The 26312-nt window shown below is 63.5% G+C and carries 23 protein-coding genes; 14 read left to right on the top strand and 9 right to left on the bottom strand.

Features of this window, described 5'->3' with window-relative positions; genetic code table 11:
• Positions 1 to 51: 51 nt before the first annotated feature.
• Complete coding sequence (gene efp, locus FHS09_RS17055) at positions 52 to 624, bottom strand: elongation factor P (protein ID WP_183462115.1); 573 nt, start codon at positions 622 to 624, stop codon at positions 52 to 54.
• Between the two features lie 79 nt (positions 625 to 703).
• Between efp and epmB the strand changes: the two genes are divergently transcribed.
• From epmB to FHS09_RS17035, 4 genes are all read left to right on the top strand, one after another.
• Positions 704 to 1741 (top strand): EF-P beta-lysylation protein EpmB, encoded by a 1038-nt coding sequence (gene epmB, locus FHS09_RS17050; protein ID WP_183462113.1) that lies wholly within the window; start codon positions 704 to 706, stop codon positions 1739 to 1741.
• Between the two features lie 158 nt (positions 1742 to 1899).
• Positions 1900 to 3987 carry an EAL domain-containing response regulator gene (locus FHS09_RS17045; RefSeq protein WP_183462111.1) on the top strand — a complete coding sequence of 696 codons (2088 nt, stop codon included), beginning with the start codon at positions 1900 to 1902 and terminating at the stop codon, positions 3985 to 3987.
• A 293-nt stretch (positions 3988 to 4280) separates the two neighbouring features.
• Positions 4281 to 6236 carry a M1 family metallopeptidase gene (locus tag FHS09_RS17040; protein ID WP_183462109.1) on the top strand — a complete coding sequence of 652 codons (1956 nt, stop codon included), beginning with the start codon at positions 4281 to 4283 and terminating at the stop codon, positions 6234 to 6236.
• A 77-nt stretch (positions 6237 to 6313) separates the two neighbouring features.
• Positions 6314 to 6460 carry a hypothetical protein gene (locus tag FHS09_RS17035; RefSeq protein ID WP_183462107.1) on the top strand — a complete coding sequence of 49 codons (147 nt, stop codon included), beginning with the start codon at positions 6314 to 6316 and terminating at the stop codon, positions 6458 to 6460.
• Between the two features lie 95 nt (positions 6461 to 6555).
• Here the strand turns inward: FHS09_RS17035 and FHS09_RS17030 are convergent, their stop codons facing one another.
• Both FHS09_RS17030 and serB read right to left on the bottom strand, forming a co-directional pair.
• The gene (locus FHS09_RS17030; RefSeq protein WP_183462105.1) at positions 6556 to 7866 is read right to left on the bottom strand and encodes an erythromycin esterase family protein; all 1311 of its coding nucleotides are present in this window, start codon (positions 7864 to 7866) and stop codon (positions 6556 to 6558) included.
• 166 nt (positions 7867 to 8032) lie between these two features.
• Positions 8033 to 9145 (bottom strand): phosphoserine phosphatase SerB, encoded by a 1113-nt coding sequence (serB, locus tag FHS09_RS17025; protein ID WP_183462103.1) that lies wholly within the window; start codon positions 9143 to 9145, stop codon positions 8033 to 8035.
• A gap of 105 nt (positions 9146 to 9250) precedes the next feature.
• Between serB and FHS09_RS17020 the strand changes: the two genes are divergently transcribed.
• The 8 genes from FHS09_RS17020 (at position 9251) to FHS09_RS16985 (ending at position 19255) form a co-directional block, all read left to right on the top strand.
• Positions 9251 to 10309, top strand: coding sequence for a hypothetical protein (locus FHS09_RS17020; RefSeq protein WP_183462101.1), 1059 nt, complete (start codon positions 9251 to 9253; stop codon positions 10307 to 10309).
• Positions 10310 to 10524: 215 nt separating this feature from the next.
• Positions 10525 to 10935, top strand: coding sequence for a MerR family transcriptional regulator (locus tag FHS09_RS17015; protein ID WP_183462099.1), 411 nt, complete (start codon positions 10525 to 10527; stop codon positions 10933 to 10935).
• A gap of 75 nt (positions 10936 to 11010) precedes the next feature.
• A complete protein-coding gene (locus FHS09_RS17010) occupies positions 11011 to 12180 on the top strand; it encodes an isovaleryl-CoA dehydrogenase (protein WP_183462096.1) in 1170 nt (389 codons plus the stop codon).
• Positions 12181 to 12306: 126 nt separating this feature from the next.
• Positions 12307 to 13914, top strand: coding sequence for a carboxyl transferase domain-containing protein (locus tag FHS09_RS17005; RefSeq protein ID WP_183462094.1), 1608 nt, complete (start codon positions 12307 to 12309; stop codon positions 13912 to 13914).
• A gap of 127 nt (positions 13915 to 14041) precedes the next feature.
• On the top strand, positions 14042 to 14836 hold the full coding sequence (locus FHS09_RS17000) for an enoyl-CoA hydratase/isomerase family protein (RefSeq protein WP_183462092.1): 795 nt from the start codon (positions 14042 to 14044) through the stop codon (positions 14834 to 14836).
• Between the two features lie 90 nt (positions 14837 to 14926).
• Positions 14927 to 16912, top strand: a complete 1986-nt coding sequence (locus FHS09_RS16995; protein WP_183462090.1) for an acetyl/propionyl/methylcrotonyl-CoA carboxylase subunit alpha — start codon at positions 14927 to 14929, stop codon at positions 16910 to 16912.
• Between the two features lie 2 nt (positions 16913 to 16914).
• Positions 16915 to 17814, top strand: coding sequence for a hydroxymethylglutaryl-CoA lyase (locus tag FHS09_RS16990; protein WP_183462088.1), 900 nt, complete (start codon positions 16915 to 16917; stop codon positions 17812 to 17814).
• Between the two features lie 190 nt (positions 17815 to 18004).
• Positions 18005 to 19255 carry a DUF945 family protein gene (locus FHS09_RS16985; RefSeq protein WP_183462086.1) on the top strand — a complete coding sequence of 417 codons (1251 nt, stop codon included), beginning with the start codon at positions 18005 to 18007 and terminating at the stop codon, positions 19253 to 19255.
• A gap of 95 nt (positions 19256 to 19350) precedes the next feature.
• Here FHS09_RS16985 and FHS09_RS16980 read toward each other — a convergent pair whose 3' ends face one another.
• The 3 genes from FHS09_RS16980 to FHS09_RS16970 all read right to left on the bottom strand — a co-directional run bounded on the left by FHS09_RS16980 (position 19351) and on the right by FHS09_RS16970 (position 22361).
• On the bottom strand, positions 19351 to 19704 hold the full coding sequence (locus FHS09_RS16980; protein ID WP_183462084.1) for a DUF4870 family protein: 354 nt from the start codon (positions 19702 to 19704) through the stop codon (positions 19351 to 19353).
• A gap of 370 nt (positions 19705 to 20074) precedes the next feature.
• A complete protein-coding gene (locus FHS09_RS16975; protein WP_183462082.1) occupies positions 20075 to 21439 on the bottom strand; it encodes a response regulator in 1365 nt (454 codons plus the stop codon).
• 229 nt (positions 21440 to 21668) lie between these two features.
• The gene (locus tag FHS09_RS16970; RefSeq protein ID WP_343057510.1) at positions 21669 to 22361 is read right to left on the bottom strand and encodes an aspartate/glutamate racemase family protein; all 693 of its coding nucleotides are present in this window, start codon (positions 22359 to 22361) and stop codon (positions 21669 to 21671) included.
• Positions 22362 to 22527: 166 nt separating this feature from the next.
• On the opposite strand from FHS09_RS16970, the gene FHS09_RS16965 reads away from it, so the two are divergent.
• The gene (locus FHS09_RS16965) at positions 22528 to 23058 is read left to right on the top strand and encodes a PadR family transcriptional regulator (RefSeq protein ID WP_183462080.1); all 531 of its coding nucleotides are present in this window, start codon (positions 22528 to 22530) and stop codon (positions 23056 to 23058) included.
• A gap of 57 nt (positions 23059 to 23115) precedes the next feature.
• Here FHS09_RS16965 and FHS09_RS16960 read toward each other — a convergent pair whose 3' ends face one another.
• Entirely contained in the window at positions 23116 to 23502 is a 387-nt protein-coding gene (locus FHS09_RS16960) for a hypothetical protein (RefSeq protein WP_183462078.1), read from the bottom strand.
• A gap of 129 nt (positions 23503 to 23631) precedes the next feature.
• Between FHS09_RS16960 and FHS09_RS16955 the strand changes: the two genes are divergently transcribed.
• Entirely contained in the window at positions 23632 to 24168 is a 537-nt protein-coding gene (locus tag FHS09_RS16955) for a DUF1203 domain-containing protein (RefSeq protein WP_183462076.1), read from the top strand.
• Here the strand turns inward: FHS09_RS16955 and FHS09_RS16950 are convergent.
• Both FHS09_RS16950 and FHS09_RS16945 read right to left on the bottom strand, forming a co-directional pair.
• Complete coding sequence (locus tag FHS09_RS16950; RefSeq protein WP_221192078.1) at positions 24158 to 25303, bottom strand: beta-ketoacyl-ACP synthase III; 1146 nt, start codon at positions 25301 to 25303, stop codon at positions 24158 to 24160. The two genes, FHS09_RS16955 and FHS09_RS16950, sit on opposite strands and share 11 nt — an antisense overlap.
• A gap of 209 nt (positions 25304 to 25512) precedes the next feature.
• Entirely contained in the window at positions 25513 to 26202 is a 690-nt protein-coding gene (locus FHS09_RS16945) for a ComFC family protein (RefSeq protein ID WP_183462074.1), read from the bottom strand.
• Positions 26203 to 26312 lie beyond the last annotated feature (110 nt).

The following is a 26312-nucleotide window of genomic DNA, read 5'->3' as shown; positions in this document are numbered from 1 at the left end:
TCTTTGTAGGAGCGGCGGGGCGGCCATCCGCCGCTCCTACAGGGAATGGGATCAGTCTTCCTTGGCGCGCCCCAGGTATTCACCAGTGCGGGTGTCCACCTTGATGGTCTCGCCGATCTCCAGGAACAATGGCACCTTGACCACCGCGCCGGTGACCAGGGTGGCGGGCTTGGTGCCGCCCTGGGCGGTATCGCCGCGCAGGCCCGGGTCGGTGTCGGTGATCTCCAGGATTACATGGTTGGGCGGGGTGACCGCGAGCGGCGCGCCGTTGTACAGGGTCACGGTGCACATATCCTGCTCTTTCAGCCACTTGGAGGCGTCGCCCACCGCATCGGCGGAGGCCTGGTGCTGCTCGAAGGTCTCCGGCTCCATAAAGTGGTAGAACTCGCCGTCGTTGTAGAGGTACTCCATATCGCGGTCCATCACGTCCGCGGCCTCCAGGCTCTCGCCGGAGCGGAAGGTGCGCTCCCACACCCTGCCGGTTTTCAGGTTGCGCAGCTTCACGCGGTTAAATGCCTGGCCCTTGCCGGGTTTGACGAATTCGTTCTCCACGATGGAGCAGGGGTCGCCGTCGAGCATTACCTTGAGGCCGCCCTTGAATTCGTTGGTGGAGTAACTAGCCATGGATTCCTCTAAAACAAACTTTCAATTTCTAATGAAGTGCTTAAAATTTGCGCGCTTCAGCCATTGCAAACAGCCGCCTATGATACAGCACGCCCCAGCCGCCAGTGAAATCGTTGCCCGCGAGACGGTCCCCGCGGGACGGCAGCGGCGTTGGCAGGAGGAACTGGCGGACCTGCTCACCGATCCCCGCGAATTGATCGAACTGCTGGGGCTGGACCCGGCGCAGCTGCCGGCGGCACTCGCCGCGGGCGGCGACTTCTCCCTGCGTATCCCCAGGCCCTACCTCAAGCGTATACGCCCCGGCGATCCCCGCGACCCGCTGTTATTACAGGTGTTGCCCGCCGCCGCGGAGCTGGAGGCGAGCCCCGGCTACAGCGCCGATCCGCTGCGCGAGGCCGAGGCCAACCCGCGGCCCGGCGTGGTGCACAAGTATGGCGGCCGCCTGCTGCTGATCGCCGCCGGCCAGTGCGCGGTGAACTGCCGCTACTGCTTTCGCCGCCAGTTTCCCTACGGCGACAACCACCTCAGCCGCGCCCAGTGGGTGGAAGCGCTGGACTATATCCGCTCACAGGCGGATCTGCGCGAGGTGATTCTGAGCGGCGGCGATCCGCTAGTGCTAAGCGACCGCCAACTGCAGTGGCTGAGCGGCGAACTGGCGGCGATTCCGCAGCTGGACAAGCTGCGGCTGCACAGTCGCCTGCCGATAGTGGTGCCGTCGCGGATCACCGATCAACTGATCGACTGGTTCACCGGTTCGCGGCTCAAGCCGGTGTTGGTGCTGCACTGCAACCACGCCAACGAGATAGACGGCGAGGTCCGCAGCGCCCTGCAAAAACTGCGCGATGCCGGGGTCACCCTGCTCAATCAGGCGGTACTGCTGAAAGGGGTGAACGACAGCGCCGAGGCGCTGGAAGACCTGAGCGAGGCGCTCTTCACCGCCGGCGTGCTGCCCTACTACCTGCACCAGCTCGACCGGGTTCAGGGGGCGGCGCACTTCGAGGTGGGCGACGCCCGCGCGCGGGAACTGGTGGAGCAGCTGCGCCGGCGGTTGCCTGGCTACCTGGTGCCGCGACTGGTGCGGGAAATTCCGGGGGAAGCGTCCAAGACGCCGCTCTGAAGAAAGGCGCGCAATCCCTCCGGCGGCATCCCGCCGCCGGTCTTTCCTTTTGCTTCGAATAGTGTGACGCGGTTGCCACTCCCGCCTTGTAAGTCCCAGTCGCGCGGCAATAAACTAGCGGGCTCGCCTGACGCGACGGTAGTTAAAAAGAGCAAATAATGAGCAGCAACGACACCATTCGACTTTTATTGATCCACGATACCCCCACCGAAGCCCAACGATTGGTGAGCATGCTGCACAACGCCGGCCGTCCCAACCGCGCGCAACACGTGGCCAGCGAGGCCGCGCTGACCAAGCTGCTGCAGGACAAAGCCTGGGACCTGCTGATCGCTGCGGAAAACAGCCAACAGCTGCCTCCCGCAGTTGCACTGCGCACCATCAGCAAACTGCAGAAAGACGTGCCGGTGCTGCTGCTCACGGAGCGCAGCGGCGCGCAGCCGGCGGTGGAGGGGCTGAAACTCGGCGCCCGCGATGTCATTACTGTGGACGAGGACCAGCACCTGCTGCTGGTGATCCAGCGCGAACTCACCGCGCTCGCCAACCGCCGCGTGGCGCGCCTGCACGACCAGCGTTACCACGCCACCCTTCAACGCGCCAAGGAACTGCTGGACAGCTCCAAGGACGCCATTGCCTATGTGTCCGACGGTCTGATCGTCTACGCCAACGACTCCTTTGCCGAGCGCTTTGGCTACCGCAGCAACGAGGATGTGGAGTACCAGCCGCTGATCGATATGCTCACGGCGGGCGAACAGGAAGCCGGGCGGGAATTTCTCAAGCAATGCGCCATCGACAACAACGAAGTCGAGGCCCGCGAGTGGAAATTCACCGCCAAGACCGCTTCCGGCAGCCCGCTGCCCACCCGCGCCCAGGTGCTCTCCACCGTGTACGACGACGAGCGCTGCCTGCAGGTGCGCATCGCCTCGCGCAGCGGCGACACCGAGGAACTGGAGGCTCAGCTCAGCGACATCAAGAACCGCGATCCGCTCACCGGCCTCTACAACCGCCAGCACTTCGTGCAACTGCTCAATTCTGCCATTAAATCCACCGCGGGCACCCAGCGCACCGGCGGCCTGATCTATATCGAGGTGGACGGCTTCGAAGAGACAGTACAGAAAGTGGTGGGGGTGGCGGGCGCCGACGCGCTGCAAAAAAATATGGCCGAGCTGCTGCAGTCCAGTCTGCGCCGCGGCGACATGATCGCCCGCTACGGCGACGAGAGCTTCTGCCTGCTGATACCGGAAACCACCCCGGACAGCGCCGAACACCGCACCCGCGAGTTGCTGAAAAAAATCTCCGACACCATCTTCGACGCCGCCGGCAAGACTTTGCAGATCACCGCTTCGGTGGGTATCTCGCTGCTCAGCGAGGCATCCGGCAACGCGCAGAAAGTACTCGACCAGGCATTGCACGCCCACAAGCAGGCGCTGCAGAACAACCCCAAGGGCAACGGCTTCGCACTCTACGAGCCGGACGCCGGCAAGGAGGGCGACGCCGACACCTACCACCGCGCCCGGGTGGTGCAGGCGCTGGAGGCGGGCAAGCTGAAGCTGTTGTACCAGCCGATCCTCAGCCTGCAGGGCAGTGGCGAGCAGATTTACGAAGTGCTGGTGCGCCTGGTGGACGGCAAGGACCAACTGGCGCCGGTGGCTTTCCTTGAGGCCCTCGGCGACGCCGGCCTCTCCACCAAAATGGATCGCTGGGTGACCCTCACCGCGATCAAGTCCGCCGCCGCCCAGCGCGCAAAGGGTAACGAAGTGTCGCTGCTGTTGCATATCACCGCCGCCTCGCTTCTGGACAGCGGCCTGCCGGCCTGGTTGGCGGTGGCCTTCAAGGCCGCCAAAGTACCCCCAAAGGCAGTGACCTTCCAGTTGCGCCAGGAGGATATCAACAGCAACCTGCACGCCGCGCGGGACTTCACCAAACAGGTACAAGGCCTGGGCTGCCGCGTGGCGGTGTGCCACTTCGGCACCGGCCTCAACCCCTTCAAGGCCCTGGAGCACGTCAAGGTGGATCTCGCCAAGGTGGACCCCTCCTTCGTGCGCGAGGTGCAGGACGAGGGCGAGAGCAGCGAAACCCTGGCCAACCTGGTCAAGCAGCTGAGCGAGGCCAACACCAAGGTGATAGTGCCGCACATCGAACAGGCCAGCATGCTGCCCACCCTGTGGCAGACCGGCACCGACTATATCCAGGGCTACTATGTCCAGGCGCCCGGTGAGGCGATGGACTTCGATTTCAGCCTAGATTGATACTCGGGACTCGCCCCGGGACCGCTGACGACGGATGTCCTCACTTTTCGTGCTACTCCCTCCCCGTAGGAGCGGCCGTTGGCCGCGATCGTCGGTGATTTGTTCCGCAGACTTGATCGCGGCCAACGGCCGCTCCTACAGGTACCTTTCCGCATTGATGAGACACGTCCCTGTGCCTCACTCGCTTCGCGGGCAGCCTTCGGCTGTCCTAATCTGCTCCCGGCTGATTTGTCCCCGTTGCTCCTGTATCCTGTTCCGCGTTTCAACAAGCAGAATATTTCTGGAGCCAATCCATGCTGCCCCGCTTACTCTGTACCAGTTTTCTTTTCAGCGCCCTCGCCCTCGGCGGCTGCGCAAAATCCGAACCCGAAACAAAGGAGGAAAGTGCCGCGCCGCAGGCCGAAGCCCCGAAGGCCGGGTCCGCCGACAAGGTCGCTGCGGATAAAAAAGACCCGCAATCCGGCGTGGACTACCACTCCTTCGCCAACACCGATGACTACCGCATCGAGCATCTGGACCTGGATCTCACCGTGGATTTTTCCCGGAAGGTGCTGGAGGGTGAAGCCCGGCTGAAAATCAAGCGGCTCACCAAAAAGAACCCGCCGCTGGTGCTGGATACCCGGAACCTCACCATCGAATCCGTTGAGGCCGGCCATGGCGAGCGGCTGGAACCGGTGAAATTCTCCCTCGACGAAAAGGACGATCATCTGGGCACGCCGCTGTCGATCAAATTGCCGAAAAATGCCACCGCCGTAGCCATCCGCTACCACACCTCGCCGGAAGCCTCCGGCGTGCAGTGGCTGGAGCCGCAGCAGACCGCGGGCAAGAAGCACCCCTTCCTGTTCACCCAGGCCCAGGCGATCCACGCGCGCAGCTTTGTGCCGCTGCAGGATTCCCCCAAGGTGCGCATGACCTACAACGCCACTATCCGCACGCCGAAAGAACTTCGCGCGGTGATGAGTGCGGACAACGATCCTGAGACGGAGAAAGATGGCGTCTACGAATTTGAAATGCCGCAGCCGATCCCCTCCTACCTGTTGGCACTGTCGGTGGGCGATCTGGAATTCAAGCCCATGGGCGAGCGTACCGGTGTCTACGCGGAGCCGGCGCTGCTCGACGCCGCCGCTGAGGAGTTCGAGGACACCGAATCCATGCTCGAGGCCACCGAGCGGGTCTACGGTGCCTACCGCTGGGACCGCTACGACCTGCTGATCCTGCCGCCGAGTTTCCCCTTCGGCGGCATGGAGAATCCGCGCCTGAGCTTTATCACCCCCACGGTGATCGCCGGGGACAAGAGCCTGGTGGCGCTGATCGCCCACGAACTGGCTCACTCCTGGTCCGGCAACCTGGTGACCAATGCAACCTGGCGCGACCTGTGGCTGAACGAGGGGTTCACCACTTATCTGACCAACCGCATCATGCAGAATATCTACGGCGACCAGCGCTACAAAATGGAGATGGCGCTGGGCTACGACGACCTGCAAGCGACGCTGGAGGAAAGGGACGATCGCGACGAGATACTGGCGGTGAACATGCGCGGCCGCGATCCGGACGAAGTCTTCTCCGATATCCCCTACGAGAAGGGCTCCCTGTTCCTGTACGAACTGGAACAGAAGATCGGCCGCGAGGCTTTCGACCAGTTCCTGGTGGACTACTTCAACCACTTTGCCTTCCAGAGCATCACCACGGAAGATTTCGTGGATTACCTGAACCAGACGCTGCTGAATCAATACCCGGACAAGCTGGATGCGGAGCGGATTCACGAATGGATCTATGAGCCGGGCATTCCGGAGGGCGCGCCGCACCCGCAATCCGATGCCTTCAGCAAAATCGACCCGTTGCGCCAGCAGTGGCTGGACGGCGAGATTTCAGCGAAGGATATCGACACCAATGGCTGGACCTACCACCAGTGGAAATATTTCCTCGACAGCATGCCGGAAAAACTGAGCGAAGCGCAGTTGAAGGAACTGGACAGCACCTTCGGACTGACCGAATCGAAAAACAACGAAGTCGCCTTCAGTTGGCTGATGATCGCGGTGCGTAACCAGTACAAACCCGCCTACGGGCGCCTGGTGAATTTCCTCACCACCATCGGCCGCAACAAATTCCTGCGCCCGCTGTACCGCGAGCTGGTAGAGACCGGCCAGGGGAATCTGGCCAAGCGTATTTTTGAAAATGCCAAGGCCGGCTATCATCCGCTGACGGTGAAGGTGAACAGCAAGGTTATCTACGGCGACGACGGCGAGTAACTAACCCCTGGCGTGGAAATATGCACTGGCAACGGAAATTGAATTTGCAGTAAAGTGCGCATGCACAAGACCGCCATATGGAGATCAGGACGGTGCGCTATCTATCTTTTTCCGCTCTGCTGCTGGTGCTGATTGTTGCCGGCTGCAATAACAAGGTTTGTGACGACGAGCGCGGCAAACCCGCGCCCATACCTTTTCCCCACGCCGGCGTCGTACAGGGCTGAGTTCGGAGCCTGTTTGGAATCTCGCGCGAAGCTCGCTCGGCCGGTATGGGTGCCTCTTTACTGAAGTCGAATTTCCAAAGACTTCAAACAGGCTCTCAGAAACCCCAGGGAAAGGTATCCGGTGGGGCCGCCTCCGCGGATGTCTCCACGTGCAGCGGATGCAGCGCCCGGGTTTCCTCCATATATAAAAAAGCGTCGTAGCGCCGCGCCAGTTCGGTGGGCACGTAGTTGAACCGCTCGTACTCCGGGTTGTACACGACGCCGACGGCGCGGTGTCCGCGGGGCTGCACAAGATCACCCCGCTCTCCGGTCTCATCGAGCAGAAAGAGCCCGTCGTCGCCCAGTGCCTGGTGTATGGCGCCTTCCCAGGAGTGCGCGGCAGCTCCCGGCAGCGGCATTTTCCGCTGCTCGCTGCCCCAGGCCCTGCCGGCGATCACCTTGCCGCGGTAACAGCCGAAGCCCACCAGGCGCACCCGCCGGGAGCCCCACTCCTCACGCGCCAGCTGGCCGATGTTGTGCATCCCCTCGTGCCGCATGTCCGTGGCGCGCGCGTCGCCGATATGAGTGTTGTGGGCCCAGACAATGCCCTTGCTGTCCGGCCCGTGGTGCTGCATCAGGCGGTTCAGGGTTTCCATCATATGGGTGTCGCGCAGGTTCCAGGAGCCGGGGCCGCCGAGCACCATGGTGCGGTAGTAGCGCTCCGCGTTCACCATCACGTGGGCGTTCTGCTCGGTGTCAAAGTCGCCCTCGGGGTCCGTATCGAAACGCGGGCGGCGGTGCGCCAGCCGCAGCAGCAGGCGGACCACCTCATCCGCGCAATCCTGGTGTGTTGCGGTTGTATGTCGCGCATAGCGCTGTTCGTCGCGCCCGTAGGGCTGGAAGCAGTTGAACACCCGCTCTGCCAGGGCCAGTGATTGCGGATCGTCCCGGCGCACGTGACCGATGATCGCGTCCAGGGATTCCCACAGACTGTACACGTCGAGCCCGTAAAAGCCTGCCCCGCGTTCGCGTCCAATATTGTGCCTGCGCAGCCACTCGGCGAAGGCCACCATCTCCCAGTTGGCCCACATCCAGGTGGGCCAGCGGTCGAAAGCGCGCAGCACCGATTCGGCGTGCTCACCGGCTTGCGGATAGGATTTGACGTAGCGATTGACGCGGTAGCAGTCGGGCCAGTCCCCCTCCACCGCGACAAAATCGAAACCGTACTCTTCGATCAGTCGCCGGCTGATGGCGGCGCGCCAGACATAGAATTCGGAAGTGCCGTGGGAGGCCTCGCCCAGCATTACTATCCGGGCTGGGGCCAGCTTTTCGATCAGCGGGTCCAGGTCTGCCCGCTCGCGCAGGGGGCGCTGCAGGTCGCGCAGCTGGTCGGGGAGGGGGGCTCTGTCTTTGCTCGATGCTGTCATCAATCCGGCCATGGGCGTGGATAAAATGAGCGGTGTCTTTTGAGAGGATAGCGCCACCGCCGTCGACTTTCCCCACGCGATGGGCTGGAATCTCTTTGTAGGAGCGGCCGCTGGCCGCGATCGGCCTGAGCTACGAAGCAAGTCCGATCGCGGCCAGCGGCCGCTCCTACAGCAACTTCTCTATCTGCCGGTCGTTCAGGCCGAACAGGTACAGCGCCACATCCAGCCCGAAACTGTCGATGGACTGCGGCGCCTCCCGCCGCACCTTGGGCTTGGGGTGAATGGCGATGCCCAGGGCGCCCAGCCTGAGCATGGGAATATCATTGGCGCCGTCGCCCACGGCGATCACCCGCTCCAGGGGCAGGTTCAGCTCATCGGCCAGCCGTTGCAGCAGTTCGCGCTTGCGCGCGCCGTCGATAATCGGTTCGATCACGTCGCCGGTCAGCTTGCCGTCGGCGAACTCCAACTGGTTGGCGTGCACGAAGTCCAGCGGCAGCTTGTTCGCCCGCAGGTAATTGGCGAAATAGGTGAAGCCACCGGAGAGAATCGCGGTTCTGCAGCCCAGGGCGCGCAGGGCGGTCAGCAGCCGCTCGGCCCCCCGCTTGATCGGCAGCCTCGGGGCTATCTCGGCCAGGCGCTGCTCAGAAAAATCCTTTAGCAGGGCCATGCGCTTCCTGAAGCTCTGTTTAAAATCCAGTTCGCCGCGCATCGCCGCCTCGGTGATCGCCGCCACCTGGTCGCCGATACCGAGAATCTTCGCCAGTTCGTCGATCACCTCCGCATCGATCAGGGTGGAGTCCATATCGAAGCCGGCCAGCCCCGGCACCCGCTGGGTGGCGCCGGGCTGCAGTACCAGATCGGCGCCCAGTCGCTCCGCCTGTTCCTGGCAGGCGTGTTTCGCCGTTTCGAACTCCAGCTCTGCCTGCAGTTGGAAGCGGATCACTGTGCACCCGGGATGGCGCGCCATGGTGTCGGCGGCGGTCAGCTCCCAGTCCCGTTCGGCAAAAAATGCCAGCAGCCGGCGCAGTTGCTCCAGGGTGGCGTTGGGGGAGAGGAGGGTGGCGCACCAGGGGGCGGCCACCTGCGCCGGCTCCGCGGGCATGGGGGACAGGGGGCCTGCAGCTGTAGCTGTCTCTATTGGGGGCGGGCCGCTGTACTCCAGGCCCAGCCGGGCGTCGCCGCCCCCGTATTCAAGATAGTGCAGCGCGCAGTCGGCGGCAGTTGTGCGAATTTGCTCCAGGGACAGCTGGAACTCCTGTTGCGTCGGCGCTTCGCCCATAGTGCTGTGTTTCCGCGGCTGGATGAAAAGAAGGCGCGCATTATAGCCCCGGCGTCATTATTCGCTAAAATCCCTGACTTCAATAAATGCCCGCGCGGTTTCCCTATGTTTGCCAGCAACCTCCCCGAGTTCCTGTCCCGCCTGCCCGGCCGCACCCGGCAACAATTGCTGGCCGGCGGCATCTGGCTGGTGCTGGCGCTCTTCTGCAGTGCCGCCCTGGGCCACTACTACGGCCAGCAGAAGGCTGACGCCGCAGAGAGGGACAGGGCCGCGGCGCGGGCGGCGGCGGACTTCCTGGCACAGCAGAGCCTGGAGCGGATCGTCGCCGGAGACCGCATCAGCATGCAGCTGCTGGCCCGGCAGCTGTTAGAGCTGCCGGCGGTTACCGGCGTCACTGTGGAGGACGTGGAGTCCAACGCGCTGGCCCAGGTCGGCGATACCCACCAGGGAGAAACGGTCAGCGCGCCGGTGGTATTGCACGACAGCCTGGCTGGCAGTGTGACCCTGAATCTGGTGCCCGGCAGCGGCGTGGGCTTTCCCTGGGCCAGTCTGATACTGAGCTTGGTGTTTGCGCTGCCGGTCAGCGCCGCAGCGGCCCTGGCCGCCGGCAATTTCCCCTTCCGGCGCCCGCTGCCGGTGGTTCCCGCCAGGCCGGCGCCTGTGCCGGAGCCGGAGGTGACCGTGGGGCTCTACCTGCGCGCGCTGAACTGGGCGCAACTGGGCAACCAACTGAGCCGCGGGGCACTGGACAAGCTGCAGGACGACCTGGACCAGCGCCTGCAGTTGTTGCGCCGGATCTACGACGCCCGGCCGCTGCGGCATTCGGGCCCGCAGCTGGGGTTGGGTTTCAGCGGCGGGGATGCCGCCTTCCGCGCGGTCTGCTGTGGCCTGCTGTTGCGCGAGCTGCAGCAGTCCAGCCGCGCCGCCGGCCTGCAGTTGGCCGTGGCGGTGGTGCCCTCGGAGCCCCGGTCCTGCGACTTCTCCGGCGAGCAACTGCTGAGCCAGCCCCGCGGCCTGGCCCTGCACCCGCAGTTGCTGGAAGACGCGGCGCTGCTGAACCGGGTGGAGTGCCACACCACCAACTGGGGTGCCGAGGTGTCCGGCCTGGTGCCCAGCTACCAAAAACTGCTGGACAGCCAACTGCGCCAGTTGGCCAATACCTGACGCTTTCCGATCCGTTTTCCCCTGTGTAGGAGCGGCCGCTGGCCGCGATCGGCCTGAGCTACGAAGCAAGGTTGATCGCGGCCAGCGGCCGCTCCTACAGCCCAGTGAAAAGCCACGCGACTAATTTTCGGTTCCCGGTCGGTCTTGCTTTTTGCTTTACGTTTACGTCAACGTAACCCTCTGCTAAGCTCCCCCCGCAACCCGAGAGAGCCGATATGAAGACCGAAACCATCGAGCCCGGCAGCTACAGCATTTCCGAATTGGCGCAGGAGTTCGGCATCACCACCCGCGCCATCCGCTTCTACGAGGACAAGGGGCTGCTCAGCCCGGCGCGGCGCGGCCAGGCCCGTGTCTACAGCCCCGAGGATCGGGTCCGGCTGATGCTGATCCTGCGCGGCAAACGGCTGGGCTTCTCCCTGGACGAGAGCCGGGAAATTATCGATATGTACGATCCGGCTCACGGCAATGTGGAGCAGTTGCAGCGGCTGCTCCAGTACATCGAACAGAAGCGCGCGCAGCTGCAACAGCAGCTCCGCGACATCCACAGCCTGATGGAGGAACTGGATCGGGCGGAGGCGCGCGCCCGCGCCGCGCTTTCATCGGACCAGCGGAAAAATCCCTCCTGAATTTTTTCGGTGGCCCCCGGCGCTCCCAGCGCCGCAACCTGCATTGAGCAATTAGCAAACCCTGTTGGAGTCGCTATGAATACCCCCTACCGCACCCTCGATTTCGGCCTCGGCGAGGAGATCGATATGCTGCGCGATATGGTCTACAAGTTCTGCCAGGCGGAACTGGCCCCGCGCGCGGCGCAGATCGACGAGGACAACCTGTTCCCCGCGGACATGTGGAAAAAATTTGGCGAGCTGGGCCTGCTGGGCATCACCGTCGAGGAGGAGTTCGGCGGCTCCGACATGGGCTATCTGGCCCACGCCGTGGCCATGGAGGAAATCTCCCGCGCGTCCGCCTCCGTGGGCCTGTCCTACGGTGCCCACTCCAACCTGTGTGTCAACCAGATCCGCAAGAACGGAACGCGCGAGCAGAAGGAAAGATACCTGCCCAAACTCTGCTCCGGCGAACACATCGGCGCCCTGGCGATGAGCGAGCCCAACTCCGGCTCCGACGTGGTCAGCCTGCAGCTGCGCGCGGAGAAAAAAGGGGACCGCTACATCCTCAACGGCAATAAGATGTGGATCACTAATGGCCCGGATGCGCACACCTATGTGATCTACGCGCGCACCGAGCCGGGAGTGGGCTCCGGCGGTATCACCGCGTTTATCGTCGAGCGGGATCTCCCCGGTTTTTCCCAGGCGCAGAAACTCGACAAGCTGGGCATGCGCGGTTCCAATACCTGCGAACTGGTGTTTGAGGACTGTGAAGTGCCGGAGGAAAACATTCTCGGCGAACTGAACGGTGGCGTGCGGGTATTGATGAGCGGTCTCGACTACGAGCGCACCATCCTCTCCGGCGGCCCGGTGGGTATTATGCAGGCCTGTCTGGATGCGGTGGTGCCCTACGTCCACGAGCGCAAGCAGTTCGGCCGGGCTATCGGCGAATTCCAGCTGATGCAGGGAAAGATTGCCGATATGTACGCCGACCTGAACGCCAGCCGCGCCTATCTCTATGCGGTGGCCCGCGCCTGCGACCGGGGTGAAGACTCGCGCAAGGACGCCGCCGCGGTAGTTATGTTTACTGCCGAGCGCGCGACACAAATGGCCCTGCAGGCCATCCAGGCCCTGGGCGGCAACGGCTATATCAATGAATACCCCACCGGCCGCCTGCTGCGCGACGCCAAGCTATACGAGATCGGCGCCGGCACCTCCGAGGTGCGCCGCATGCTGATCGGTCGCGAGCTGTTCAACGAAACCCGGTGAGTCGGGAGCGCCGATGTAGGAGCGGCCGTTGGCCGCGATGGAACTCTCTATCAAATTGAACTCCAATCGCGGCCAACGGCCGCTCCTACAAAAAGCTCGTTCACTGCAAACAACGAACCGGAATTTATGAACCAGCTGCACAGCAAAATTAACCCCCGCGATCCCGCCTTCGCAGATAACCGCGAACAGATGCAAAAGCTGGTCGCCGACCTGCGGGAAAAAGTCGAAACCATCGCCCGGGGCGGCGGGGAAAAGGCGCGGGAAAAGCACTTGGCCCGCGGCAAACTGCTGCCCCGGGATCGCATCGATGCACTGCTGGACCCGGGCAGCCCCTTCCTGGAATTCTCGCAGCTGGCCGCCTACGAGGTGTACGGCGAGGAAGTGCCGGCCGCGGGGATTATCACCGGCATCGGCACCGTCTCCGGGCAGCCCTGCGTAATCGTCGTCAACGACGCCACGGTGAAAGGCGGCACCTACTATCCGCTCACGGTAAAAAAACACCTGCGCGCGCAGATGATCGCCGAGCAGAACAAGCTGCCGTGCATCTACTTGGTAGATTCCGGCGGCGCCAACCTGCCGCGCCAGGACGAAGTGTTCCCGGACCGCGAACACTTCGGGCGCATCTTTTTCAACCAGGCCAACCTGTCCGCAAAAAATATTCCACAGATCGCTGTGGTGATGGGCAGCTGCACCGCCGGCGGCGCCTATGTGCCGGCGATGGCGGACGAGTCGATCATGGTGAAGGAGCAGGCGACGATTTTCCTCGCCGGCCCGCCGCTGGTGAAGGTGGCCACCGGTGAGGAAGTCTCTGCGGAGGAACTGGGCGGGGCGGAGGTGCACTGCCGTACTTCCGGCGTAGCGGACCACTACGCCAACAACGACGTGCACGCGCTGGAACTGGCGCGTCGCTCGGTGAGCCGGCTGAATCGCATCAAGAATCCGCAGCTGGATATCCGACCCCCGGTGGAACCCGGCTATCCGGCCGGGGAACTCTACGGCGTGGTGCCGAAGGACTCCCGACACCCCTACGATGTGCGCGAAATTATCGCGCGGGTGGTGGACGGCTCCGAGTTCGACGAGTTCAAGGTCCTCTACGGCACTACCCTGGTGACCGGCTTCGCACGCATTCACGGCTACCCGGTGGGTATCGTCGCCAACAATGGCATCCTGTTTTCCGAGAGCGCGCAAAAAGGTGCGCACTTTATCGAGCTGTGCGCCCAGCGGCAGATTCCGCTGGTATTCCTGCAGAACATCACCGGCTTTATGGTGGGCAAGCAGTACGAGGCCGGCGGCATCGCCAAGCACGGCGCCAAGATGGTGACCGCGGTGGCCACGGCAAAAGTGCCCAAGATCACCGTGCTGATCGGCGGCTCCTTCGGCGCCGGCAACTACGGTATGTGCGGCCGCGCCTACGATCCCAATTTCCTGTTTATGTGGCCAAACGCGCGCATCTCGGTAATGGGCGGCGAACAGGCCGCCGGTGTGCTGGCGCAGGTAAAAAGAGACCAGATGGCCGCCCGCGGCGAATCCTGGAGCGACGAGGAGGAAAAGGCTTTCAGGCAGCCGATCGTCGAAGACTACGAACACCAGGGGCACCCCTACTACGCCTCCGCGCGGCTGTGGGACGATGGCGTGATCGACCCGGCGGATACCCGCCGCGTGCTGGGCCTGTGCCTCGCCGCGGCGAGCTACAAGGAACCCGAGGAAACCAAGTTCGGCGTATTCCGGATGTAGTAGGGTAGGCACCCTGTAGGAGCGGCCGTTGGCCGCGATCGGTATTTCTGTTCGGCAAAGGCCGATCGCGGCCAACGGCCGCTCCTACAAAAAAGACTAACAGCCGCCGAAGACTAAGGAATTGAATATGAGCGACAAGCTGCTGACCGAAATCGACAATCGGGGTATCGTCACCGTCACCCTCAACCGCCCGGAGCTGCACAACGCCTTCGACGATGAACTGATCCGCGAACTGGGCGAGACTTTCGATCGGCTTTCGCAAAACCCCTCTATTCGCGCCCTGGTGCTGGCGGCGAACGGCGAGAGCTTCTCCGCCGGCGGCGACCTGAACTGGATGAAGCGCATGGCGGACTATTCCGAAGAGGAAAACCGCCGCGACGCCGCCGCCCTGGCCGCGATGCTGCATAAACTGGACACCTTTCCCGCGCCCACCATCGCGCGGATACAGGGCGCCGCTTTTGGCGGCGGTGTGGGCCTGGTGAGCTGTTGCGATATTGCCGTGGCGAGCGAGCGCGCCAGTTTCTGCCTGTCCGAGGTGAAAATCGGCCTGCTGCCGGCCACTATCAGTCCCTACGTAATCAACGCCGTCGGCACCCGCCAGGCGCGGCGCTACTTCGTCACCGCGGAACGCTTTTCCGCCGAACGCGCGCGGGAGATCGGCCTGGTATCGGAAGTCTGCGCCGAGAATGAACTGGACTCCACCGTGCAAAATCTCGCGGACACCATTGCCGCCAATGGCCCCCGCGCAGTGGCCATGGCCAAGCAACTGGCGATGTCCATGTCCAACCGGGTGATCAACGAGGAACTGCAGGGGCAGACCAGCGCGCTGATTGCCGCGGTGCGGGTATCCGCGGAGGGACAGGAGGGGCTCGGTGCTTTTCTCGAAAAGCGTGCACCCAGCTGGCAAATAAAGAAACAGTAAAGTCCGATGCGAAGGCCCCGCAAACAGCTCCCTGCAGCGGGACCGCCACTGCATTAGCAACTCTGTGCCACTCAACCTTGTACTGGTTTTATGATTCGCAAACTACTGATAGCCAACCGCGGCGAAATCGCCTGCCGCATTATCAAAACCGCCCGCCGCCTGGGTGTGGCAACCGTCGCTGTCTATTCCGATGCGGACGCCGACGCGCTGCACGTGCAGCTGGCGGACGAGGCGGTGCGCCTGGGACCGGCGCCGGCGAAGGACTCCTACCTAGATATCCGCAAGGTGCTGGACGCGGCGGCGCAGACCGGCGTCGATGCCATTCACCCGGGCTACGGTTTCCTGTCGGAAAACGCCGAATTTTGCCGAGCCTGCGACAGTGCAGGAATCGTCTTCGTGGGCCCGCCCGCCGGTGCAATCGAGGCCATGGGTTCCAAGTCCGCTGCCAAGCGGATTATGGAGGACGCGGGGGTACCCCTGGTGCCCGGTTACCACGGCACCAACCAGAACCCCGGTATTCTCGAGGGCCACGCCCAGCGCATCGGCTACCCGGTACTGCTGAAAGCGGCCGCCGGCGGCGGTGGCAAAGGCATGCGCCGGGTGGACCGGGCGGAGGATTTCCACTCGGCGCTGGAGGCCGCCAAGCGCGAGGCGCTAAACGCCTTCGGCGACGACCTGATGCTGCTGGAGCGCTATGTGGTGAATCCCCGCCACGTGGAGATCCAGGTATTCTGTGACCAAAAGGGCGGCGGCATCTACCTCTTCGAGCGTGACTGCTCAGTGCAGCGCCGCCACCAGAAAGTGGTGGAGGAAGCGCCCGCGCCGGGCATGACCGAAGAACTGCGCGCGCGCATGGGCGAGGCGGCGCTGCGCGCGGCCCACGCTATCGGTTACGTGGGGGCGGGCACGGTGGAATTCCTGCTGGACGCCAGCGGGGCTTTCTACTTTATGGAAATGAACACCCGTTTGCAGGTGGAGCACCCGGTCACCGAAATGATCACAGGCCAGGACCTGGTGGCCTGGCAGCTGGCGGTGGCCGCCGGTGAACCCCTGCCGCTGGAGCAGGAGGACCTGCATATCCTCGGCCACGCGATGGAAGTGCGCATCTACGCCGAGGACCCTGACAACGACTTCCTGCCCGCCACCGGCAAACTGGTTCGCCACCGGCCGCCGAAAGAATCCGAGTCGGTGCGCGTGGACACCGGTGTGCAGAGCGGTGACGGGATCGGCGTGCACTACGATCCGATGATCGCCAAGCTGATCTGCCACGGGCGCAGCCGCCGCGAGGCGCTGGCGAAACTGGACCGCGCGCTGCAGGAATACCAGATCGCCGGTGTGCGTCACAATATCGAATTCCTGCGTCGGGTGATCAACCACCGGGAATTTGCCGGGGGCCGGGTGTCCACGCATTTTATCGAGAACTTTGAGGCGGAAATCCTGGGACAGGAGCACCAGCTGACGCCGCTGAATTGCGCCGCCATCGCCGCCTGCCTGGGCGACCGGGAGCGCCGGGACCTGCGCGCCGCCGCGCCGAAGGCGGATGAACACTCCCCCTGGCACGGCGGCGACAACTGGCGCTGCAACCTGGCCAGTGCGCGCAGTCACAATATCGAGTACCGCGGCCGGCAGGTGCAACTCAGCTTCCGTCACAGCGGCGAGCAGCTGCACTGGCAGTGTGGAGACATGCAGGGGGAAATCCGCCCGCTCCCCGGCCGGGAAATCGCGCTGGTGGACGGGCGCCGGATGAATTATTCCTGCGTGCAGACGCGGGACGGCGGCTCGGTTTTTATCGATGGCACCCAGGTGGAATTCACCCTGCTGCCGCCGGATCTGGGCGAGGGCGGCGACCGCGCCCAGGGCCTGGACGCACCCATGAACGGCACTATCGTCACGCTGCTGGTGGAGCCGGGCGCGCAGGTGGAAAAAGACCAGCCACTGCTGGTGCTGGAAGCCATGAAAATGGAGCACACACTGCGCGCCCCGGCCGCCGGCACCGTGCGGGAGTTTTTCTGCAGCGCCGGCGAACTGGTGGACGGCGGCAGCCTGCTGGTGGACTTCGCCGCCGAGGAGGACTGAATATGTCGCTGCCAAAGAAGGTGAAAATGGTGGAAGTGGGCCCCCGGGATGGCCTTCAGAACGAAAAGCGGGAAATTTCCATCGACACCCGCATCGCACTGATCGACAAACTCAGCGACAGTGGACTGCAATTTATCGAGGCGGGCAGCTTCGTCAGCCCCAAGTGGGTGCCGCAGATGGCCGCCAGCGAAGAGGTGCTGGCGGGTATCCGCCGCGCCACCGGTGTCTGCTACAGCGCACTGACCCCCAATTTGAAGGGCTATGAGCGCGCCCTGGAGGCGAAGGCGGACGAGGTGGCCGTATTCGGTGCCGCCTCGGAAACCTTCACGCAGAAAAACATCAACTGCTCCATTGCCGAGAGTCTGGAACGTTTCCGACCACTGCTGGATCGCGCGAAGGCGGACGGCATTCCGGCGCGCGGCTACGTGTCCTGTGTGCTCGGTTGTCCCTATGAGGGGGAAATCGACCCGGCGAAGGTCGCGGAGGTCAGCCTGGCGCTGTACGAAATGGGCTGCTACGAGATCTCCCTCGGCGACACCATCGGCGTGGGCACGCCGGAGGCAGCCAGGCGCATGACCGAAACCGTCGCCGCGCGGCTGCCGCTGGAAAAGCTCGCGGTGCATTTCCACGATACGTACGGACAGGCCCTGGCGAATATCTACGCTGTGCTGCAGCTGGGGGTGGCGGTGGTGGATTCCGCTGTGGCCGGTCTTGGCGGCTGCCCCTATGCCAAGGGCGCCTCCGGCAATGTGGCCAGCGAGGATGTGTTGTACTTGCTGAATGGCCTGGGGATCGAGACGGGGGTGGATCTGCACCGGTTGGCGGAGGCTGGCAACTTCATCTCCGCCGAACTGGGTCGCGAGAGCAATTCGCGGGTGGCGAAGGCCCTCGCGGCAAACTGATGACTGCCTGTAGGAGCGGCCGTTGGCCGCCGCGATCGGGCTATTCGGGTGCACCTGGGCTTCGATCGCGGCCAACGGCCGCTCCTACAGGGATATCCATTTCGGGATTGACCTTCTGAACGTCGATTACCGTCACCACCTCCCCCGGAATTTGCTAACATCGACGGAAATTTCCAATTCCGATGTCCCCATGAAGTTACTGCGCACTGTTTTGATTTCCCTTTCCGTCCTGCTGGTCGCCACTGCCCTGGCGGCCCCCGGAGTTGTGGGGCCCAAGGTAGAGGAGGTGTGGAAACAGCAACTCGGGCGGTTGCGCGGCGGCGAGGCGGGGGCCTACCAGCGCGGCTGGTTCGGTGCCGAGACCAGCATCGACCTGGCGACGGAGGAGGGTCACACCCGGCTGCACAGCGAGATACAACACGGCCCGCTGCTGTTCACCGCCCGCGGCCCGCGCATCGGTCTGGTGTACAGCGAGACCCGCCTGTCCGTGGAGCAGCTGGCACCGGCGCTGCGCGGCCAGCTGGAGCGGTTCTACGGCCGCCTGGATCACAGTCCGCTGGTACTCGAATCCCTGGTGGGAACGGACAACCGCGTAGTGAATTACCTGCGCCTGGAACCCTTTACCCGCGGCGACAGCGGCGGCGAGCTGGTATTCGAGGGCGCGGAGCTGCTGGTGAAAACCGACTACAGCGGCTCGCTGTTGACCGGCGTGCTTGAACTTGGGGAGGTTCGCCACTCGATCGGTGGGCGGGAGAACTTCCACCTGGAGCAGGCCCGCGCCGACATTCTCTACACGCCGGGGGGGGACGGAGAAGCGACCGTCGCCCTGCCGCTGCTGCGCACCGAATCGGATTCCGGGCCGCTGGAATTGCGGGATATTTCCCTGCAACTGGATATACAGCCGGTGTCAGCGGGGGCAATTAAACTGGCCTCCACGCTGCAGGTACCCCAGGTTCAGTCGGCCACGCCGGTGACTTCGCTGCAGCAGCAGTTGACCCTGCCACATATTTCCTGGGCCGATTTGGGCCACTACTTGAAAGCGCTGGCCACGCCTGCGGCGAAGCGCGACTGGCAGCAGGTATTGGACAGGCCCCTGAAACTGCAACAGCAGCTGTCTGTGGAGTCCGCCAATGGCCCGACGCTGCTGGATGCGGATATCGACTGGCGCGGCCAGCGCTCCGGCGCGCGGGTGGTGGACAGCGGCGGGGACCCGTGGTGGCTGAGCCCGCTCACCTGCGACCTGACCTTCAGCGCCGCGGAGCAGGCACTGATGCAATCGCCGCTGATCGGCCAGGCCACTGCGCTGCGCCAGTACGGGCTGCTGCTGGAAAACAATGGGGAGCTGCAGATGCACCTGCAGGTGGAGCGGGGGCGGCTGCAGGTGAACGGCCAGGAACTGCCGGCGGACCTCTTCCTGCTGGCGCTCACAGGAAAATTCTAACTCAAGCTTCGGAACTCAGTTCCGGCTTTTGCCATCGGCAGGCGCCTTGAACTCCGAAACTTGAGTTCTAAGCGGGATTTTGCAGGGTCTCCTCGTCAGTAGGCCGGGCGGTTGTCCGCCAGAACCAGCCAGCCGCGGACCACCCGATAGATCGCCCACACCCAGGCGACGCCGAGGATCAGGAAACCCAGGCCCAGAAGCCACCAGGTCGCCGAGCCGATTACCGTCCACAGCAGCCAGAACCAGAAGGTGCGTATCTGCCAGCGGAAGTGGGACTCCGCCAGGGTGCCGCGCACGTCACCGCGCTTGGCGTAGTTGACGATGACACCGATAAAGAAGGGCACTGCGGTGAACAGGCTGATGGCCTGGATCAGGTAGACCAGGGTGGCGAGGTCGCGGCCCGACTGCTCGCGGGCCTTGTCGGTGCCGATGGGAAACTGTTGGGGCATGGTTGTTCTCGTTTGATAATGCTCAGGTCCTAGTGTGGTGTAAGGTACTAAATGCGGTTATCAGAGCCCCCCAAAATGTTCACAGCAAGGCGCCGCTCGCAGGGAATGGCTCGCCCTTTTCAAGAGCGGCAACGCGGCGGTGGGCCCTCTCTATTGGTGAAGAGGGGGGGCTCCCTTCGGGCGGGCCGCTAAGCAGCCATCTGCGGCGTTGCATTTGCTTGACATAGATGACTATGCCGGCGCAAATGCGCCTTGCATCTGGCCGCTTAGCGGCCCGCTGATATCCGCATTTAGTACCTTACACCACACTAGCATGCGGGCCGGTGTTGCAATTGCAACTGACCTTAGATCCTCCGATCCCCAATTTCTGTCATTTTAGCGCCCACTCGCTGCGGACGTTTTTCTCACGCCAGGCTTTGAGCTGCTGTATCGATGTGCGCATCAGGTTGAGGACCTCGGTGCGCTGGTGGCGGCAATATTCCCGCTCGCCGTCCACGGCGAGGCGCGCCACCAGCGCGCGCAGGCGCGCGGCGGCGGCTTCCAGGCCAATCTCCTCGGCGTTCGCGGCGATGGCCTGGGCCTGCTGCTCGGCGTCGAGCCAGTGGCGCCCGGTGAGCGCGCTGGTGAGCTCGGTGGTTTTCTTGGGCAGGTTGGCGATGCGCTCGCCGAGCAGTTCAGCAAACGGCAGGTGGCCGAGTGTGTCCCGCTGCCGACACAGGGTGTCTGCGTTGAGCAGGCGCGTGGCACGAGCGCGCTGCTGGCCGGCGGGGCGCGTCCGCCGGTGTCGGGCGGCCCAGGCGAGCAGTTGTTGCAGCTGGGTTTCCGCCACCGGTCTTGGCAGTATGCCGTTGAGGCCTTGATCCCGGTACCGCTCCCTGTCGCCGGGGCGCAGGTTCGTCACCAAGGCGAAAATCGGTAGCTCGTTTCCGGCGCCGCGACGAATTTTGCGCGCCGTTTCCATGCCGTCCATCAGTGGCAGGGTGCTGTCCAGCAGTACCAGGTCGAACTTGTCGCGCAGCGCCGCATCAGCGCCGTCGACGCCATTGTTCTGCTGCTGTACCCGGTGGCCGCGTTCCTCCAGGGCGGGGCGCAGGGAGTCGTGGCTGCCGCTCTCCACCAGCAGGATCGACAGGCTATCCGCGGCCTGCTCCGCCGGCATTTTCAGCTCCACCGTCTCCAACTGCTCCATCTGCCGCATTTCCTCCAGGGATTCCAGGGCCGTCTGGGCCTGTCGGCGGGCCGTGTCCACCAGCCGCGCCGTTTCGCCGTCGGTGTTCTGGGCCAGCAGGTTCAGGGTGCCGAGCAGGGTATCCAGGGGTTGGCGCAGGCGGTGGCCGGTAATGGCGAGCAGGTCGGATTTCTCCTGACGCAGTTTTTCCTGGCTGTCGCGGGCCTCGCCAAGCTCCCGCTCGCACGCGGCAAGTTCGCGCCCCTTGGACTGCAATTGGCGGTGGAGCCTGGCGTTGTCGGATTGCAGTTCCGCCGCACGGGCTTCGCCGCTGAACAGGGCCTCGCGCAGGCGCAGCCGGAGCAGGAGGGCGACCACTGCAAACACGACGACAGCGAGCCCCAGGCCCAGGGCCCAGAGTATGGAGACTTGCGTGTGCAGAGGCGGAATCGACAGCGGGGCGGCAATGGCCGCGGCGGGCAAAAGAGTCGCGGCGGGCGCGAGGCGGGCTGCGCGCGCACGGCAATAGGTAAAGACACCCCTGTGGGTGCGAATGGCCTTTTTCATCCTTGTAACCACTTGTTGTCTATGCGGGTTGAATTCCAGAACCCGAGAACTGTGTATTTGTCGCTAATCCCCTTCCAGTCGTGGGTTGTTTTGATACTGCAAACAGCCGGTGCACTCAAGCTGAATTTGCACTCGAAATCGGGTTTTTGCGGTACGTAAGTACTAACTATTGGCGTGGTGCTTCAATAGTTTACTTCAACGGGCTTGGATTACGGGATTGATAGGATAGTCAGGCGGCTCGGGGGAGCCGCTCGCGCAGCAACTCGAGCATGCGCTCCGAGGGCAGGAACAGGCGGATGCCGTCGCAGTGGGCCAGCAGCTCCCGGTAGAAATAATCGAAGTGGGTGCAACCGAGAATCAGTATCTGCACGCCGCTCTTCACCAGCGCCGCGGCAAGGTCGTCCAGTGCGTGCTGCTGTACGATCATCTCCGGAGTTACCCCGTCCTCGATATCCTCGACGATCTGCAGGTTGCCGATACCGATCACCTTGGCCGTGCTGTTGCGTGCGAGGATCTCCCGTTCGATATTGGCGCAGCTCTGGCAGTTCGCCGCCAGCAGGCCGAAGTTGCGATAGCGCCGGGTCAGCTCCGCGTACACTTCCAGCGGCGATACCACCTCCACCGGCGAGTTCGCGACCACCGCGGCCATATCCACCGCGCCGGAGAGGGAGTTGCAGTAGATCATCACCGCCTGGGCGCCGGCCTCGTGCAGCCGGGCAATCGCCTGGATCAACTGCTGGGTCAGGGCATTCCGCCCCAGTGCCTGCAATTGGGTTTGCGCCTGGGGTGAGGCAGACAGGGACAGGCCGATGCCGCGCAGGTCGCGCGCGGCCAGGAATTCCAGGCCGAAGCGGGTGTCGATAGCGGTGCCGGCGACCACGCCGATGGTCATGCCGCTGTTTTCGATCGCGTTGCTGAGCACCGTGGTTTCCTCTGATCAACTCAATTGGGGGGCTATTTATCCACAAGCGGCGCAACCAGTCGAGATAAATCCCGTGGGCGGCCCGAGGGTGCCGGGGTGCCCATCTCCCGTTGCGAGGGGTTACCATTCCGGCCAGTATGAAATTCATTGCCTGTCTGGAGCCTGTATGTCCCTGCGCTACGCTGTCCTCACCCTGCTGGATATCGAGCCCGGCAGCGGCTATGACCTCAAACGCCGCTTTGAGCGCAGCATCTCCCACTTCTGGAGCGCCAGTCATCAGCAGATGTACCGGGAGTTGCACAAGCTGCATGCCGAGGGGCTGCTGGATTGCACCGAGCAGGCCCAGGAGGGCAAGCCGGACAAGAAGATCTACCGCCTGACCGAAAGCGGCGGGAGCGCACTGCGGGAGTGGGTGCAACGGCCCGCGCCCGCACAGAAAATCCGCGAGCCGTTTCTGCTGCAATTGTTTGCCGGCCACCACCTGACCCGCGGGCAGGCGAGGGATGCAGTGCGGCGCCATTTGGACGAGCACCGCGAACTGTTGCAGGGTTACCTGGAGCAGAATGAAAGGGTAAAGCAGAGCGATCCGCAGCTGCAGAAACGTTTCTGGCTTGCGCACCAGACCCTGCTGCTGGGTATCGAGACGGAAAAGGCCTGGCTGGTGTGGGGGGAGCGACTGTTGGAAGAGCTGGAATAGCCCGCTCCGGGAGCGCAGTGCTCCAGCCCCGCGAGGCGCTGGAGCCTGCCGGAAATATCAGTCGGTCTGGACTTCTGCCGGGCTTTCCTCCGCGTTCGCAGCGGTCTTCAAATCATCGCTTTCGGCAGCGGGCGCCGGTTCCACTGCGGCTGCCGCCTCCTGCGACGCGTCCGTGGCGCTGTCGCACTGCCAGCCCCAGCTCTGCTGGCTGGCGATAAACTCCTCCGCCTTGCTCTCGCAGAAGCCGGCCTGGTTGCTCGCGCTCCACAGGGTCTGGGTCTCCCCGTCCTTGGTGTAGTGCACCTCACAGGGCAGTTCGGCCCCCTGGGGGTAGACCACCTCGATGGTGCGCACATCGCCACCATGAGTGCAACTGGTGGACAGGGGATCGGCGGCGGTTGCCGCGAGTGGCAGGGCTAGTGTCATCAACAACAGTTTCTTCACGGTGCTGTCCTCTTTTTATTGGTGTGGAAGAAATCGTTTGGATTGCGAATGCCGTTTCCGGAAGCGGCCAGCTGAAACTGCCGGCATTCGCTAGGCTGGCCGCTCTGCTCGCTACTCTGGAGTATAACGATGGCTATGCCGTTTATCGTAACACCGATTCGTGAAGAGTTTTTGTCTAAAGTCAGGCAGACCGGCCTGGACGATCAAAACCAGCCCGTGAGATACAGGGTCGCCGATGGCGGCGAACCCTGCCGCGATGTGCTGCGACGCGCGCGGTCCGGGGAGCGGATTGTCCTGGCGAGCTATTGCCCCTTCCGACGGCCGGGTCCTTATCGGGAGTACGGTCCTGTCTTCGTATTGGCGCAGTCCGAAGAAAATCAAAATGCAAAAAAAAATTTGCCGCTGCTGTCAGGTGAGGCGGGTGACTACCTGAAAGCCAATACACCAGTGGCATTGCGCGCCTACTGCGCAGAGGAGAGTATCGTGGCGGCAAGATTAGTGCTGCCGGAACAGATAGAGACCGAGCTGGTTACGTTTTTTGCGCGCAGTGAAACCGAGTTTGTCTTGCTGCGCTTTGCCGCCTATGGCTGCTATGCACTGCGTTTCGATCGCGTCCCGGGGCCGAAGGAAACCACGGCCCAGAGAAAGACTTTTGTTAAAGAGTGATCTTTTCCACCACTAGGCTGCCGATCGAATAGCCCGCGCCGAAGGAACAGATTACCCCGCGATCTCCCATCTCCAGATCCTCGCTGTAAAGATGAAATGCGATCAGTGAACCGGCGCTGCCAGTATTGGCGTAACGGTCCAGTACTATGGGCGCGCGTTCGGCGCTGGCGTTATCGCCCATCAGTTTTTTCGCGATCAGGTTGTTCATATTGATATTGGCCTGGTGCAGCCAGTAGCGCCGGATTGTTTCCGGCTTGCTGCCCGCCCCGCGCAGATGCTCCTCGATATGCGCGGCGGCCATGGGGCAGACCTCCTTGAATACCTTGCGCCCGTTCTGGTGGAACAGCTTGTCGGGGCCGAAGGGGTCCACATCGGCAGCGCGGGCGGTGTAGCCGAAATTGGAACGGATATTGTTCGAGTAGACGGTTTTGGCCCTGGTACTGAGGATTTCCCAGGCGGAGTCCGTAGCGCAGGTCCCGCGCCGTTCCACCACGCTGGCCACCGCGACATCGCCGAAAATAAAGTGGCTGTCGCGATCGGTGAAATCCAACTGCGGAGAGGTTAGCTCCGGGTTGATTACCAGCACTGCGCGCGCGGAACCCGAGCAGATGGCATCCACCGCGCGTTGCAGGGAAAAGGTGGCGGAGGAGCAGGCCACCTCCATATCGAAGGCGAAGCCGTCGATACCCAGGGCGCTCTGGATCTCGATGGCGATGGCCGGGTAGGCCCGCTGCAGGTAGGAGGCGCCGACGATCACCGCATCGATGTCTTCAGGTTTTTTGCCGGCTTTGTCCAGCGCCATGCGCGCGGCGGCAACGCCCATTTCCGCCTGCAGGCAGAGTTCGTCGTCGCTGCGCTCCGGCAGATAGGGGCGCATGCGCTCCGGATCGAGGATGCCCTCGCGACTCACCACATAGCGGCTCTCGATGCCGGAGGCCTTCTCGATAAATTCCGCCGAGGAGGGCGGCTTGGCGGCCAGGGTGCCGGCCTCGATTTCCGCCGCGTGCTCGCGGTTGTACTTTTCCGCGTAGGCGTTGTAAGCGGCTACCAGTTCCTCGTTACTGATCGATTCCGGCGGCGTCCAAAGGCCGGTACCGCTGACCACCACGCTACGCGGCAACTTGTTTTCACTCATCGCTGAACCCTCGGCCCGCCCGCATCCTACTGGCTGCGCGCGAGCGACTATGTTTTTAAACACTAGCAGCGCCCGCCCGGTTGATACGTAGGTACCGGTTTGGCAAAAGACGGCTATTGTAACCGGGCTGTTTCTTCCGGGCGCCTATGGCATCCAATTTCTCTCCCTGCGGAATAGGGCCACCGGTCAACGTATAGATGGGACGGGGCTCAGGGGGTTCTGGCCAGGGCGAAGGTGCTGACCCTTGCAGCCCCCACTTCCAGCAGGCAGCGGGCCGCGGCCTCCAGCGTGGCGCCAGTGGTAATCACATCGTCCACCAGACCGATATGCAGGCCGACCGGCGTTCCCCGCACACGGAAACTGTCGCGCAGGTTGCGCAGTCTCTGACCGCGTTTGAGCTGCTGCTGGGTGCCCGTAGCGGTGTGCTTGTGCAGCAGCCGCGGTTTTACCGGGATATTCCACTGGCGGCCGAACTCGCTGGCGAGCAGTTGGGCCTGGTTGTAGCCGCGGGTCAGGTAGCGGCGCCAGTGCAGGGGAATCGGCACCAGCAGGTCGGGCCTCTCATTTGGGCGGATATGGTCCGCGGCCAACAGCGCCAGGCTGTGCCCGGCGGCGAGATCCCGGTGGTATTTGAAGCGCTGGATCAACTGACCCACGGGAAAGGCGTAGTGCCAGGCGGCTCGGGCGGAGGCAAAGGGCGGCGGCTGCTGCAGGCAGTTGGCGCATGCGCCGGCGGGCTGAGGGAGGGGCAGGGCGCAGCGGTGGCAGGCACTGTGCAGGTAGGGCAGTTCCCCGCGGCAGGGCTCGCAGACTCCGTCGGGCTCCGCCGGGCCGGCGGCGCACAGCACGCAACGGGCCAGCCCGCGGGATAACAGGTGGGACAGGTATTTGTAAACCATTGATGGTCACTTTGGTTGACAGAGGTTGGTCCACCGCTACACTGGCGACTTTTAAATGCACCCTGTAGGAGCGGCGGGGCGGCCATCCGCCGCTGGCCGCCCCGCCGCTC

Source organism: Microbulbifer rhizosphaerae (genome assembly GCF_014191725.1).
Classification (GTDB): Bacteria; Pseudomonadota; Gammaproteobacteria; order Pseudomonadales; family Cellvibrionaceae; genus Microbulbifer; species Microbulbifer rhizosphaerae.
Note: the sequence above shows the minus strand (reverse complement) of the source record. Positions and strands in the feature narration are given on the sequence as shown.